This window comes from Planosporangium thailandense (assembly GCF_011947195.1).
Lineage (GTDB): Bacteria > Actinomycetota > Actinomycetes > Mycobacteriales > Micromonosporaceae > Planosporangium > Planosporangium thailandense.
In genome coordinates this window covers 381,644-395,254 of sequence record NZ_JAATVY010000003.1, presented here as the reverse complement: position 1 = coordinate 395,254, position 13,611 = coordinate 381,644, and the positions used below count along the sequence as shown (strand labels likewise).

At 71.0% G+C, this 13,611-nt stretch carries 14 protein-coding genes; 9 read left to right on the top strand and 5 right to left on the bottom strand.

The genetic code is table 11. The features are described from left to right. Positions 1-25: 25 nt before the first annotated feature. A complete protein-coding gene (locus HC031_RS07325; RefSeq protein WP_167924384.1) occupies positions 26-250 on the bottom strand; it encodes a hypothetical protein in 225 nt (74 codons plus the stop codon). A 101-nt stretch (positions 251-351) separates the two neighbouring features. Here HC031_RS07325 and HC031_RS07320 point away from each other — a divergent pair, with 101 nt between their 5' ends. Together HC031_RS07320 and HC031_RS07315 are read left to right on the top strand one after the other, a co-directional pair. Then, on the top strand, positions 352-951 hold the full coding sequence (locus tag HC031_RS07320; protein ID WP_167924383.1) for an HD domain-containing protein: 600 nt from the start codon (positions 352-354) through the stop codon (positions 949-951). A gap of 51 nt (positions 952-1,002) precedes the next feature. Next, positions 1,003-1,737 carry an alpha/beta fold hydrolase gene (locus tag HC031_RS07315; protein WP_205862353.1) on the top strand — a complete coding sequence of 245 codons (735 nt, stop codon included), beginning with the start codon at positions 1,003-1,005 and terminating at the stop codon, positions 1,735-1,737. Positions 1,738-1,747: 10 nt separating this feature from the next. Here HC031_RS07315 and HC031_RS07310 read toward each other — a convergent pair whose 3' ends face one another. Next, positions 1,748-1,951: a hypothetical protein gene (locus tag HC031_RS07310; RefSeq protein WP_167924381.1), complete on the bottom strand. Its 204-nt coding sequence runs from the start codon at positions 1,949-1,951 to the stop codon at positions 1,748-1,750. 77 nt (positions 1,952-2,028) lie between these two features. Continuing rightward, a complete protein-coding gene (locus HC031_RS07305; protein WP_167924380.1) occupies positions 2,029-2,475 on the bottom strand; it encodes a GNAT family N-acetyltransferase in 447 nt (148 codons plus the stop codon). A gap of 172 nt (positions 2,476-2,647) precedes the next feature. On the opposite strand from HC031_RS07305, the gene HC031_RS07300 reads away from it, so the two are divergent. Continuing rightward, positions 2,648-3,055, top strand: coding sequence for a nitroreductase family deazaflavin-dependent oxidoreductase (locus HC031_RS07300; RefSeq protein WP_167924379.1), 408 nt, complete (start codon positions 2,648-2,650; stop codon positions 3,053-3,055). A gap of 13 nt (positions 3,056-3,068) precedes the next feature. Here the strand turns inward: HC031_RS07300 and HC031_RS07295 are convergent, their stop codons facing one another. Continuing rightward, the gene (locus HC031_RS07295; protein ID WP_167924378.1) at positions 3,069-3,398 is read right to left on the bottom strand and encodes a hypothetical protein; all 330 of its coding nucleotides are present in this window, start codon (positions 3,396-3,398) and stop codon (positions 3,069-3,071) included. Positions 3,399-3,572: 174 nt separating this feature from the next. Here HC031_RS07295 and HC031_RS07290 point away from each other — a divergent pair, with 174 nt between their 5' ends. Beyond that, complete coding sequence (locus HC031_RS07290; RefSeq protein ID WP_167924377.1) at positions 3,573-3,947, top strand: hypothetical protein; 375 nt, start codon at positions 3,573-3,575, stop codon at positions 3,945-3,947. 119 nt (positions 3,948-4,066) lie between these two features. On the opposite strand, the gene ychF is transcribed toward HC031_RS07290, so the two are convergent. Beyond that, a complete protein-coding gene (gene ychF, locus HC031_RS07285; protein WP_167924376.1) occupies positions 4,067-5,152 on the bottom strand; it encodes a redox-regulated ATPase YchF in 1,086 nt (361 codons plus the stop codon). 127 nt (positions 5,153-5,279) lie between these two features. Between ychF and HC031_RS07280 the strand changes: the two genes are divergently transcribed. The 5 genes from HC031_RS07280 to valS all read left to right on the top strand — a co-directional run bounded on the left by HC031_RS07280 (position 5,280) and on the right by valS (position 13,610). After that, positions 5,280-6,695: an AlkA N-terminal domain-containing protein gene (locus tag HC031_RS07280; RefSeq protein ID WP_167924375.1), complete on the top strand. Its 1,416-nt coding sequence runs from the start codon at positions 5,280-5,282 to the stop codon at positions 6,693-6,695. Further along, positions 6,692-7,183: a methylated-DNA--[protein]-cysteine S-methyltransferase gene (locus HC031_RS07275; RefSeq protein WP_167924374.1), complete on the top strand. Its 492-nt coding sequence runs from the start codon at positions 6,692-6,694 to the stop codon at positions 7,181-7,183. Before HC031_RS07280 ends, HC031_RS07275 begins: the two co-directional genes overlap by 4 nt. 214 nt (positions 7,184-7,397) lie before the next feature. Next, positions 7,398-9,158, top strand: a complete 1,761-nt coding sequence (locus tag HC031_RS07270) for an ABC transporter ATP-binding protein (RefSeq protein ID WP_167924499.1) — start codon at positions 7,398-7,400, stop codon at positions 9,156-9,158. After that, positions 9,155-10,999, top strand: coding sequence for an ABC transporter ATP-binding protein (locus HC031_RS07265; protein ID WP_167924373.1), 1,845 nt, complete (start codon positions 9,155-9,157; stop codon positions 10,997-10,999). Before HC031_RS07270 ends, HC031_RS07265 begins: the two co-directional genes overlap by 4 nt. Positions 11,000-11,054: 55 nt before the next feature. Further along, positions 11,055-13,610: a valine--tRNA ligase gene (valS, locus tag HC031_RS07260; protein ID WP_167924372.1), complete on the top strand. Its 2,556-nt coding sequence runs from the start codon at positions 11,055-11,057 to the stop codon at positions 13,608-13,610. Position 13,611: the final 1 nt, after the last annotated feature.

Sequence of the window (13,611 nt, the reverse complement as noted above, 5' to 3'; positions counted from 1 at the left end):
CCGCGGCCACCTGCGGGAGCCCGACTCAGCGGCCGAGCCGCACCCGGCTCTCCCGCCGGCCCACGACCGACGCGAGCAGGAACCGCCGGGCCGGACCGATCAACGCGACGACGGCGAGAACCACCACCGTGACGACGTCGAGAGCCAACGGATCGCGGGTCGGCACGACGACGCTGACGGTCAACCACACCGCCATGACGAGCAGGAACAGGCGGATAGTGATACCGATGACTATCGATGTCTTCGCCACCGCACCAGTATGCGCCACGATCGTCGGTGACCACAGACATCGCACGCAATTGCGCTGATCGGCCGTAGCGGCCCGGCGCGATGATCGGCAAGACTGGCGCAGTGAATCTCGACGATGTCCCAGTCCCCGACACCTCCGCCGCGCGTGCCGCCCGGGAGGTGGCGACGGCGTACTGTTCCCCCGCCCTGGCGAACCACTGCCTCCGCTCCTACATCTGGGCAGCCTCGTACGGCATGGAGCGCGGCATCGCCTTCGACGCGGAACTGCTGTACGTGTCGGCGATGCTGCACGACATCGGCCTGGCGAAGGAGTTCGACAGCCACACCGTTGCCTTCGAAGAGGCCGGCGGTCACGTCGCGTGGGTCTTCGGTGCGGGGGCCGGATGGCCGGTGGAGCGGCGTACCCGGGCGGCGGAGATCATCGTTCGGCACATGTGGGACAGCGTCGACCCTGACGCGGATCCCGAGGGACACCTGCTGGAGATCGCCACCGGCCTCGACATCTCAGGACGGAACCCGGACAAGTGGCCCGCCGACTTCCGCGCTGAGGTCGTCCGGCAGATCCCTCGCCTGACGCTGGGCGAGGAGTTCGTCGCCTGCTTCGAAAGTCAGGCCCGGCGTAAGCCCACCAGCGCGGCGGCGGCCGCCATCGACAGCGGCATCGCCGACCGCATCGCAAAGAACGTACTCGACAGCGCCTGAACCGACGCTCGACCGGCGGCTGGCTTGCCGGCCGTTGGTACACAGATGACCGTGACGCGCCATGGCGTAGGTATCCGCGGTGTCGAGGTCGCCGGGGTCACCATCCGGTACCGGGAGGCCGGCGACCCGGACGGGCGACCGACCGTCCTGCTGCACGGTGGCGGTAGCAGCGCGGCCACCTGGGACGGGCTCGCCGCCGCCCTGGTGGCGGCGGGGCATCACGTCATTGCCCCGGACCTGCGGGGGCACGGCGGCAGTTCGCGCACCGCGATCTATCCGCTGGCCGGGTTCCTCGACGACATCCTCGGATTGCTGGACGCCCGGGCCCTCGACAACATCGCACTGGTCGGGCACTCGTTGGGCGGCCACGTGGCGTCCCTGATCGCCCAGCGGCAGCCCGAGCGGGTCACCCGCCTGGTCCTCGAGGAGCCGCCGGTTCCACCTCGCGCGCCTGCCGATCCCCACGGCCTGTCCAGGGCGCGGTTCCTGCTGCCGGCTCTGGGCATACTCGCCGTTCGCCGCGGCTTCGACCCGCGGGCGGTCGTATCCGCGGTCAGACAGCTACGTGTTCCGGACCCGGCCTGGTGGGACCGGCTGCCGGCGGTCAGCGCACCGGCACTGGTCGTCTCCGGCGGTCCGGCCAGCCACGTGCCGTCGGACCGGTTGGCCGAGGTGTCCCGGACGATCCCGCGCGGCGAACTGGCCACGATTCCGGCCGGTCACCGGGTACACAGCCGCAGCCCGGAACAGTTCCGGGCGGTCGCCGTCCCGTTCCTCACCGCCTGATACCGGCGGGTCAACACGTTCGCCTGATCCGCCGCATCGACATCGCCCACACCCCGAACCCGGCACCGACGTCGGAGGTGATGGCGCCGACCGCCGAACCGGTCAGCAATGCCCGGGCACAGTCGGGGCAGACCTCGCGTCCCGTGACGGTCTGCTCGAACTCGACCGTGACCGTCCGCTTGCAGTCAGGGCACTCCCTGCCCACCAACGTCATCGGATTCTCCTACCGGCCGCCGCAGCCCAACGGGGGTCGAGAGTATTCGATCCGCGCTACGGCGTCCCGCACCGCGCCTACCGCAGGGGCAGCTTCATGCCTACATGGCTGGCGACGAAGCCGAGCCGGGCGTAGAACCGATGTGCGTCGACACGCGACTTGTCGGTGGTGAGCTGCACCAGCCCACAGCCGCGCTGTCGGGCCTGTTCGATCACCCACGCCATGAGCTTTGCGCCGATCCCCTGCCCGCGGCGGTCCGACCGGACCCGGACGGCCTCGACGAGCGCCCGTTCGGCGCCGTGGCGGCCCAGCCCGGGGATGTACGTGAGCTGCAGGCAGGCCACCACCTCCCCTGCGTCCTCCGCCACGAGGAGCAGGTTGCGCGGGTCGGCGTCGATATCGGCGAACGCCCGCTCGTAAGCGTCGTCCACCACGGCGAAGTCGCGCGCCTTGCCCAGCACGTCGTCCGCCAGGAGCGCGACGATCGCGGGCAGGTCGGCACGCACGGCTGCACGGAAGATCACGCTGTAACACTAGTCAGCGCGTACACGTGTCCCTGGTGATGCCTTGCGCCGGCGGCAATGATCCGGTGCCATAGGGAGGGTCGCCGTGGACGCCGTCAGTAGGCCCGATCGCCGCCTTCGTCGGCGCCCGGCCCAACAGCGAGAGGCAACAGTTACGGAGATACGGAGAACGATGGACGTCAGGGAGATCAACCGTAGGGTGATCGAGCAGTTCCGCAGCGGTGGCGAGATCGAGGGCATGCACCGCGACCGCCTCGTCCTGCTGACCACCGTCGGTGCCAGGAGCGGCCGGCCCCATACGACCCCGATGATGTACCACCGGGACGGCGACCGACTGCTCGTCATAGCCTCCAACGCCGGGGCGGCCAAACACCCCGACTGGTACCACAATCTGCTGGCGAACCCCCGGGTCACGGTGGAGGTCGGCGATGAGACCTACGAGGCGGTGGCCACCCCGGCCGAGGGTGCGGAACGGGCACCGCTGTGGACCATGCTCAAAGAGACGTACCCGTTCTTCGCCGATCACGAGGAGAAGTCGCAGCGGGTGATCCCTGTCGTGGTGCTGACCAGGATCAGGTAGTCGCCGACGCACTTCACGACGTCGTGTTCCTCGTACGCGCCAGGACCTTGATGCGGCGGGTGAGCCGCACGACGGCGACCGCCAAACCGGGGGTCAGCACCCAGAGCGGAAGGAAAAGATGGCTCACGTGGAAGGTCCCCCACCACCGACCGGGACCAGCCCACCAAGCCGTGAACGCCGCCGCTCCGACCACGAAGGTCCCTAGCCACACAAAGCCCGTCCAGAACCACATGGCGCGCCCAACGCCGGCCGTCGGCTCCAGTCGAAGTGGAAACGGCATCGCGGCCACGAGGAGAGCGCCGAACGGAGCGCACAGGAAGGCGTACAGGGCACCGGCGTTCATCAGTGATGAGCGTAGATGACTGCAGGTCGACCCCGCTTCCCGCTATCGTCGAGGGCGCTCATGCTGCCGGCCCGGGGGCTCGTTGCGTACGCCCGAACGGGCAGTCCAGCACGCGGCTTACGAATTGTCCATTGGGGGCTGTGACGGACGCCGGCCCGGCGATAGGTTCCTCACGTGCAGCGGGAAAAGCTCTCCGTAAGGCTCGGGTGGATCTGCCTCGTCGTCGTCGGTGTCGGCATCTTGGCCTTTGGCCTCATCGTGGCGACGGTACCGACATCCGACAATCAGCCGCTAATGCGAACTGTCGGCGTGGCCTCGATCGGCTTTGGGCTGTTCGGGGTGCTGATTACTGTGATCCCATTCCGGGGCCGCGACCGGTGGGCCTGGTTCACGCTGTGGTTTTATCCCGCCTTCTGGGTCACGCATCTGGTGGGCCGGTTGCCGCCGGGCAAGGACCATGTACACCAAGTCGTGTTCATCGTGCTGTCGCTAGCGGGTCTGCTGCTGCCCGTCCGCCAGTTCTTCCCAGGCCGTAGTCAACAGGAATGAAAAGCCCGCCGGAGGCGGTCGGGCTGCGGGCCGGCCACGCCCCGACGCCGTCTCCTTAGATCTTGGACACTTAGGCCACCTATAACCGGCCTAGGTGTCCAAGATCGCGAATAAGTCGCTCAGACGTTGAAGCGGAACTCCACCACGTCGCCGTCCTGCATCACGTACTCCTTGCCCTCGATGCGCACCTTGCCGGCGGACTTCGCCGCCGCCATCGAGCCGGCCGCGATCAGGTCGTCGTACGCGACGACCTCGGCCTTGATGAAGCCGCGCTGGAAGTCGGAGTGGATGACGCCGGCCGCCTCGGGCGCGGTCGCCCCGATCGGGATCGTCCAGGCCCGCGCCTCCTTCGGCCCGGCCGTCAGGTACGTCTGAAGGCCCAGCGTACGGAAGCCGACCCGGATGAGCTGGTGCAGTCCGGTCTCGTGCTGGCCGATCGACTCCAGCAGCTCGCGCGCCTCGTCCTCGGGCAGGTCGATCAGCTCCGATTCGACCTGCGCGTCCATGAAGATCGCCTCAGCGGGCGCGACCAGCGCGCGCAGCTCGTCGAGGGCGGCCTCGTTGGCCAGCTCCTCCTCGTCGACGTTGAACACGTACAGGAACGGCTTCGTCGTGAGCAGGTGCAGCTCGCGCAGCTCGGCGACGTCGATACCGGCCTTCTCCGCCCCGGCGTACAGCGTGGTGCCGGTGTTGAGCAGCTCGGCGGCCGCCTTGGCGGCCGCGGCCAGCGGCGCCCGGTCCTTGCGCAGCTTCGCTTCCTTCTCCAGCCGCGGCACCGCCTTCTCGAGCGTCTGCAGGTCGGCCAGGATCAGCTCGGTGTTGATCGTCTCGATGTCGTCGGCGGGCGAGACCTTGCCTTCGACGTGCACGACGTTCGGATCGCTGAACGCGCGGACGACCTGGCAGATCGCGGACGCGTCGCGGATGTTGGCCAGGAACGCGTTGCCCCGCCCCTGCCCCTTCGAGGCGCCGCGGACGAGGCCGGCGATGTCGAGGAACGACACCGGCGCCGGCACGATCTTCTCCGAGTCGTACAGCTCGGCGAGCTTGTCCAGCCGGGGGTCGGGCAGGCCCACCACGCCGACGTTCGGCTCGATCGTGGCGAAGGGGTAGTTGGCGGCGAGCACGTCGTTCTTGGTCAGCGCGTTGAACAGGGTGCTCTTGCCGACGTTGGGCAGGCCGACGATGCCGATGCTGAGACTCACGACGTACGAGTCTACGCAGCGCCAACGGTGATCATGGCAACCGCGCCCACCCGGACAGCCGGACTCCACCACGCTCATGTCCGAAAACCGCAAGCATCCAGCTAGTCGGGGGTGCAGGATCGGTCACGTGGAGCTGGATTTCGAACGGTGCTACCGGGCGGTCGACAGCCGGGACCCGCGCTTCGACGGCTGGTTCGTCACGGCCGTCACCTCGACACGGATCTACTGCCGCCCGTCCTGCCCCGCCGTCACGCCCAAACGGCAGAATGTCCGATTCCTGCCGTCCGCGGCCGCCGCCCAGCGCGAGGGCTTCCGGGCCTGTCTGCGCTGCCGCCCGGACGCGGCGCCCGGCTCGCCGGAGTGGGACAACCGGGCCGACGTCGTGGCCCGCGCGATGCGGCTGATCGCCGACGGGGTGGTCGACCGGGCCGGCGTGCCCGGCCTGGCGAGTCGGCTCGGGTACACCGAACGGCACCTGCACCGGATGCTGCACGCCGAACTGGGCGCCGGCCCGCTCGCGCTGGCGCGCGCCCAGCGGGCCCAGACCGCGCGGATCCTGATCGAGACGACCGACCTCGGGCTGGCCGAGATCGCGTTCGCGGCCGGCTTCCGCAGCGTGCGGCAGTTCAACGAGACGATCCGGGACGTGTACGGGCGGCCGCCGTCGGCTCTGCGGTCGTCGGCCGTCGCATCCGGCGCCCCCGGCACGATCATGCTGCGGCTGCCGTACCGCGCTCCGCTGCACGCGGACGGGCTGTTCGAGTACCTGGCGGCCCGCGCGATCCCCGGCGTGGAGCTGGCCGACGACGGCCGCTACCAGCGCACGCTGCGCCTGCCGCACGGCCCCGGCTCCGCGTCGCTGACGCCCCGCGACGGGTACGTGCAGGCCACGCTCCGCCTGACCGACGTGCGCGATCTCGCGCCGGCCGTGGCGCGCTGCCGTCGCCTGCTGGACCTGGACGCCGACCCGCACGCCGTCGACGCCGCGCTGGCCACCGACCCCGCGCTCGCGGAGACGGTCGAGAAAGAACCCGGGGTACGCCTGCCGCGCGCCGTCGAAGGCTTCGAGCTCGCCGTACGGGCGGTGGTCGGCCAGCAGGTGTCGGTCGCCGCGGCCCGTACGGTGCTCGGGAAGCTGGTACGGACGTGCGCACCGACGGCCGGCGAGCTGCTCTTCCCGGACGCCGCCACGGTCGCGGAGGCCCCTGACGAGGCATTCGCGATGCCGGCCACGCGGCGGCGTACGGTACGGGCGCTCGCCGCCGCCGTCGCCAGCGGGGACCTCGTACTCGACAACGGCACCGACCGCGCCGAGGCCACCGAAAAGCTGCTGGAGCTGCCGGGTGTCGGCCCGTGGACGGCCGGCTACGTCGCGCTGCGGGCCCTCGGCGATCCCGACGTCTTCCTACCGACCGACCTGGGCGTACGTCGTGGCGCGGCGGCGCTCGGGCTACCTGACGAGCCGGCCGCGCTGGCCGGGTACGCGACGCGCTGGCGGCCCTGGCGCTCGTACGCACTGATCCGACTCTGGAGGAACGCATGACCTGGTATTCGTCCACCATGGAGACCCCGGCCGGCCCGTTCACGATCCTGCTGGCCGGCGACGAGACGGTACTGGCGAGCGGCTGGACCACGGACGCGGAACTGCTGGCTACGCTCGTACACCCGGCTTTGAAACCGACGTCGGAGCCGCAGCCGCGGGCGGACCTCGGCCCGGTCACCAAGGCCGTGCTGTCCTATCTGGAGGGTGACATCGCGGCGGTCGACGCGGTGCCGGTACGCCAGCGCTCCGGCGCGTTCCTGGAACAGGCCTGGCGGACCCTGCGCGAGGTGCGCCATCCGGTCACGTACACCGAGTTCGCGGCGCTGTCGGGGCGGCCCGCCGCCGTGCGCGCCGCCGCTTCGGCGTGCGCCCGCAACGCGGCGGCGCTGTTCGTGCCGTGCCACCGGGTGCTGCGCACCGACGGATCGCTCGGCGGATTCCGCTGGGGGCTGCCGGTCAAGCGCTGGCTACTCGACCACGAGGCGTAAATATTCTGACCGGTCTACGCACATCGTATCTGCGCTGGCAGGGCCGGCGCGCGCCGACAAATCAAGATCATCGGATGGTGAAAACCGATGGGAGAACGTCGGACCCCGTCGGTAGCTTCGAGGCGTGCCGGCCGCTGACCACTCCCCCGTCGTCCCTCATCGGCTACGCAACCTGTGGCGGATCCGCCGCTACGTCCGCCCCTACCTGGCTCAGATGAGCTGGCTGCTGGTCGCCGCGAGCGCGTCGACCGGCGCCGGCATCGTGGTCCCGCTCGTCGTGCGGCGCGTCGTCGACGGGCCGGTGCGCCACGGCGACCCGGCCGGCCTGCTCGAGCTCGGCGCGCTCGCGCTCGCGCTGGGCGTGGTCGAGGCGGTGCTCATCTTCATCCGGCGCTGGACCCAGTCCGCCTCCGCGCTCGGCATGGAGGCGCAGCTGCGCCGCGACCTGTACGCGCACCTCCAGCGGCTACCCATCGCGTTCCACGACCGGTGGCAGTCAGGGCAGCTGCTGTCCCGCGCGACCAGCGACCTGTCGGTGATCCGGCGGTTCCTGTCGTTCGGTCTCATCTTCCTCGTCGTCAACACCGCCACCTACGTCACGGTGGTCGCGCTGCTGCTGCACCTGCACTGGCCGCTCGGGCTGCTGGTGGCGGCGAGCGCGGTGCCGCTGTTCGTCGTGAGCAGGCGGTTCACCCGCCAGTACTTCACGGCGTCCCGGAGGATGCAGGACCAGCTCGGCGACCTCGCCACCCAGATCGAGGAGTCCGCGCAGGGCATCCGGGTCATCAAGTCCTTCGGCCGGCGCCGCCACCAGGGCGCCCGCTTCGCCGAGGGCGCGGGCCGCGTCCACGACACCGCGGTCGGCAAGGCGCGCATGCTCGCCACCACCTGGTCGCAGTTCGACCTGATCCCCAACGCGACGCTGGCGCTGGTCCTGGTCGTGGGCGCACTGGAGGTGTCCCGCGGCGCGCTGTCGCTGGGCGGCCTCGTGGCGTTCGTGTCGCTGCAGGTCATGCTCGTCTGGCCGATCGACGCGCTCGGCTGGATCATCGCGAACGGGCAGGAGGCCATGACCGCGGCCGACCGGATCTACGAGGTGCTCGACACCGAGCCGTCGGTCGTCGACCACCCGGCGGCGGCCGCCGTCGCGCCGCGCGACGTCGCGGGCCACGTCCGGTTCGAGGGTGTCAGGTTCGCCTACCCGGGCGCCGAGCTGCCCGTACTGCACCGCATCGACCTCGATGTCCGCCCCGGGGAGACGCTCGCCATCGTCGGCGCGACCGGCTCCGGCAAGAGCACCCTCGTCTCGCTCGTGCCGCGCCTGTACGACGTCACCGCCGGCCGGATCACCATCGACGGCCGTGACGTGCGGGACTACCGGCTCCGCTCGCTGCGCCGCATCGTGGGCGTGGCGTTCGAGGATCCGACCCTGTTCTCGATGAGCGTGCGGGAAAACCTGACGCTCGGCCGCCCCGACGCGAGCGACGACGACATCGCCGAGGCCCTGTCGGTGGCCCAGGCGGAGTTCGTCCACGACCTGCCGTGGGGTCTCGACACCCGCGTCGGCGAGCAGGGGCTGTCGCTGTCCGGCGGGCAACGGCAGCGGCTGGCGCTCGCCCGCGCCGTGCTGGGCAAGCCACGGGTCCTGGTGCTCGACGATCCCCTGTCCGCCCTGGACGTTCACACCGAGGCGCTCGTCGAGCAGGCCCTGGCCCGCGTGCTCGCGAACACGACGGCGCTGCTCGTGGTGCACCGCCCCTCGACGGTCGCGCTCGCCGACCGGGTGGCCCTGCTGCTTGACGGAGAGATAGCCGCCGTCGGCCCGCACTCGGAACTGCTCGCGACCGTTCCCGAGTACCGCGCGGTGCTGTCCGCGGAGGCCGAGGGCGACCTCGAAGCGGAGGCGGAGGGGGACCCTGAAGCGGAGGCCGAGGACGACCTCGAACTCGACCTCGACGAGGAGGTGCACGCATGACGATCGATGTGCGCGCCTGGCGCGGGGTCGCCCCCGACGACGACGCGGAGCGTACGGCCGCGGAAGCCGGCGACGCGGCGTCGGTCGTACGGCTGCGCACGAGCAGCCGCCGGCTGCTCGGTTCATTGCTGCGCCCCCATCGCCGGCTGCTGTGGGTGGCCGTGGCGCTGCTGCTGGCCCAGAACGCGGCCGCCATGGCCGGCCCGTACCTGGTCAAGCTCGGCATCGACCGGGGCATCCCACCGCTGTCGGGCGGCCGGCACGACGGTGGCGTGCTCGTCGGGGTCGCCCTGGCGTTCGCCGTGGCGGCGGCCACCGAATACGTCACCAAACGCGGGTTCCTCGCCCTGTCCGGGCGCATCGGCCAGGCGATCCTGTTCGACCTGCGCCGCCGGGTCTACGACCACTTCCAGCGCCTGTCCGTCGACTTCCACGAGCGGTACACCTCCGGTCGGGTGGTGGCCCGGCTGACCAGCGACATGGACTCCATCAGCGAACTGCTCGACGGCGGGATCGAGGACCTCGTCCTCGCCGGCCTGTCGGTGATCTCGGTCGCGGGCATCCTGCTCTGGCTCGACTGGCCGATGGCGCTGGTCACGATGGTGTCGTTCCCGTTCCTGCTGGCGCTGTCGCGCTGGTTCCAGCGCGCGTCGGCGCGGGCCTACCGGCGCACCCGGGAGGCGGTCGCGCTGGTGATCGTCCACTTCGTCGAGTCGATGGGCGGCATGCGGGCGGTGCACGCGTTCCGGCGTGAGCCGCGCAACCAGGAGATCTTCGACGCGGTCAACGACGACTACCGGGCGGCCAACGTCAAGGCGATGCGGCTGATCGCGATCTACGCCCCCGGCATCAAGCTGGTCGGCAACGTGACCATCGCGGTCGTGCTCACGTACGGCGGCTACCGGGCGCTGCACGGGCAGACCGAGATCGGCGTACTCGCCGCGTTCCTGCTGTACCTGCGGCGCTTCTTCGAACCCATGCAGGAGCTGAGCCAGTTCTACAACTCGTTGCAGTCGGCGACCGCCGCCCTGGAGAAGCTCGCCGGGGTGCTCGACGAGCCGCCGGCCGTACCCGAGCCGGCCCACCCGACGCCGGTGCCGGCGGCCCGCGGTGACCTCCGCCTGCGGGACGTACGGTTCGCCTACCGCGCCGACCGGCCGGTCCTCCCCCGGCTCGACCTGCACATCCCGGCCGGCCAGACGGTCGCCGTCGTCGGCGCGACCGGCGCCGGCAAGTCGACCGTCGCGAAGCTCGTGGCGCGGTTCTACGACCCGAGCGAGGGCACGGTCACCCTCGACGGCATCGACCTGCGCGAGATCGGCGACGACGACCTGCGCCGCGCCGTCGTCATGGTGACCCAGGAGAACTTCCTGTTCTCCGGCACGGTCGCGGACAACATCGGCTTCGGCCGGCCCGGCGCCGGCCGGGACGCGATCGAGGCGGCCGCCCGCGCGATCGGTGCCGACCGGTTCATCCGGGCGCTCCCCGAGGGCTACGACACCGACGTCCGCAAGCGCGGTGGGCGGCTGTCGGCCGGCCAGCGCCAACTCGTCGCGTTCGCGCGGGCATTCCTGGCCGACCCGGCCGTGCTCATCCTCGACGAGGCCACGTCGTCGCTGGACATCCCGTCCGAGCGGCTGGTGCAGCGCGCCCTGCGTACGATCCTCGCCGACCGGACCGCCATCGTGATCGCCCACCGGCTGTCCACGGTGGAGATCGCCGACCGGGTGCTCGTGCTCGACGGCGGGCGGATCGTGGAGGACGGAGCGCCGGCCGCCCTCGTGTCCGATGGCGGCCGGTACGCGCGGCTGCATCAACAGTGGCGGGACAGCCTAGTTTGACCCAATCGGTCTAAATCGGTACGGCGCCGGCCGGGAGCACGCATACGATTCGCCCATGACGGATCCGGAGCGTGCGGCGCACCGCATCCCCTCCGACCGGTCTGGCCCGCGAGCATCGCGTGGCGGCCCAGACCAGTCGAGTCCTGCGTTGGACGGGCTCGAGGAGAAGTGGTCGCGCCGCTGGCAGGACGACGGCACGTACGCGTTCGACCGGACGAGGAGCCGGGCGAGCGTCTACGCGATCGACACGCCGCCGCCGACCGTATCCGGCGAGCTGCACATGGGGCACCTCTTCTCGTACACCCACACCGACATCGTGGCCCGCTTCCAACGCATGCGCGGCAGGGCGGTGTTCTACCCGATGGGCTGGGACGACAACGGACTGCCCACCGAACGCCGGGTGCAGAACCACTTCAAGATCCGATGTGATCCATCACTACCGTACGACCCGGCGTTCCAGCCGACCGGCGAGTGGGTCCGCGTCTCCCGGCGCAACTTCATCGAGCTGTGCGAGCGGCTCACCGCCGAGGACGAGAAGGCGTACGAGCAGATGTGGCGCCGGCTCGGCCTGTCGGTGGACTGGAACTACCGGTACACGACGATCGGTCACGACGCCCGGGTCGCCAGCCAGCGGGCGTTCCTGCGCAACCTCGCCCGCGGGGAGATGTACCTCGCCGAGGCGCCGACGCTCTGGGACGTGACCTACTCCACCGCCGTGGCCCAGGCCGAGCTGGAGGACCGGGAACGGCCGGGCGCCATGCACCGGTTGAGGTTCGGCGAGATCCTCGTCGACACCACCCGGCCGGAGCTGCTGCCGGCCTGCGTCGCGCTGGTGTGCCACCCCGACGACCCCCGCTACGCGGGCCTCGTCGGGAAGACCGTCCGGACCCCACTGTTCGACGTGGAGGTCACGGTCCACGCGCACCCGCTCGCGGCACCCGACAAAGGTACGGGCATCGCGATGGTCTGCACGTTCGGCGACGTGACGGACGTGACCTGGTGGCGCGACCTGAAGCTGCCGACCCGGACGGTCGTCGGCCGCGACGGCCGGCTGCTGCCCGAGCCGCCGCCCGGCGTGGACGCTTCCGCCTACGCGGAGCTGCCCGGTCGCACCGTCTCCCAGGCCCGCCGCCGGATCGTGGAGCTGCTCGCCGAGCGCGGTGACCTCGTCGGCGAACCGGTGCCGATCACCCACCCGGTGAAATTCTACGAGAAGGGCGACCTGCCGCTGGAGATCGTGACCTCGCGCCAGTGGTACCTGGGCAACGGCGGACGCGACCTCGAACTGCGCGAGAAGCTGCTGGAGCGCGGCCGTGAGCTGCGCTGGGTCCCCGAGCACATGCGCCACCGGTACGAGCACTGGGTCGCCGGCCTGACCGGCGACTGGCTGATCAGCCGCCAGCGCTTCTTCGGTGTGCCCATTCCGGTGTGGTACCCGGTCGGCGCCGACGGGTCGGTCGACTACGCGCATCCGCTGACCCCGCCCGAACACCGGCTGCCCGTGGACCCGGCCAGCGAGGCCCCCGACGGGTACGCGGAGTGGCAGCGCGGCGAGCCCGGCGGCTTCGTCGCTGATCCGGACGTGATGGACACCTGGGCCACGTCGTCGCTCACCCCGCAGATCGCCAGCGGCTGGGAACGCGACCCCGACCTGTTCAACCGGGTCTACCCCATGCACCTGCGGCCGCAGGCCCACGAAATCATCCGTACCTGGCTGTTCTCGACCCTGGTCCGCTCCCACCTGGAGGCGGGCGTTCTGCCGTGGCAGACCGCCGTCGTCTCCGGCTGGATCCTCGACCCGGACCGCAAGAAGATGTCGAAGTCGAAGGGCGGCGCCAACCCCGCCGTCGAGATGCTGGAGCGGTACGGCGCCGACGCGGTGCGGTACTGGGCCGCCACCGGCCGTCCCGGCACGGACCTCACGTTCGACGAGGGCCAGATCCGCGTCGGCCGGCGGCTGGCGACGAAGCTGCTCAACGCCTCCCGGTTCGTGCTCGGGCTGGGCGCGGCGGCGGCGATCCGCGCCGGCGTCGAGGCGGTGACCGAGCCGCTCGACCGGTCGCTGCTCGCCACGCTGGCGGCCACCGTCGAGGCGGCGACGGCCGCGCTCGACGGGTACGACCACACCGGCGCGCTCGCCGCGGCCGAGCGCTTCTTCTGGACCTTCTGCGACGACTACATCGAGCTGGTGAAAGACCGCGCGTACGCCGGCTCGACGTCGGCCCGGGCCGCGCTGGCGCTCGCGCTGTCGATACAGCTGCGGCTGTTCGCGCCGGTCCTGCCGTACGTGACCGAGGAGGTCTGGTCCTGGTGGCGCTACGGCTCGGTGCACCAGGCGCCGTGGCCGTCGGCCCGGGAGCTGGGCGGCGTGATCGGCGACAGCGCCCTGCTCACCGTCACCGGCGAGGCGCTGCACCAGGTGCGCCGCGCCAAGACCGACCGGCAGGTGTCGATGAAGACACCGGTGCCGCTGGCGGAGGTGCTGGGCCCGGCCGAGCAGCTCGACCTGGTGGCGTTGGCCGAGACCGACCTGCGCGCGGCCGGCGGGATCGGCCGGCTCGACCTACTGCCCGGGCGTACCGACGCACTGGTGGTGGCCTGCGCGTTCTAGC

What these genes read in the sequence shown, in the direction of transcription:
- HC031_RS07310 (WP_167924381.1), bottom strand. Translation starts at nt 1,951, where the DNA reads ATGACGTTGGTGGGCAGGGAGTGCCCTGACTGCAAGCGGACGGTCACG.
- valS (WP_167924372.1), top strand. Translation starts at nt 11,055, where the DNA reads ATGACGGATCCGGAGCGTGCGGCGCACCGCATCCCCTCCGACCGGTCT.
- HC031_RS07275 (WP_167924374.1), top strand. Translation starts at nt 6,692, where the DNA reads ATGACCTGGTATTCGTCCACCATGGAGACCCCGGCCGGCCCGTTCACG.
- HC031_RS07300 (WP_167924379.1), top strand. Translation starts at nt 2,648, where the DNA reads ATGGACGTCAGGGAGATCAACCGTAGGGTGATCGAGCAGTTCCGCAGC.
- HC031_RS07270 (WP_167924499.1), top strand. Translation starts at nt 7,398, where the DNA reads ATGAGCTGGCTGCTGGTCGCCGCGAGCGCGTCGACCGGCGCCGGCATC.
- HC031_RS07295 (WP_167924378.1), bottom strand. Translation starts at nt 3,398, where the DNA reads ATGAACGCCGGTGCCCTGTACGCCTTCCTGTGCGCTCCGTTCGGCGCT.
- HC031_RS07265 (WP_167924373.1), top strand. Translation starts at nt 9,155, where the DNA reads ATGACGATCGATGTGCGCGCCTGGCGCGGGGTCGCCCCCGACGACGAC.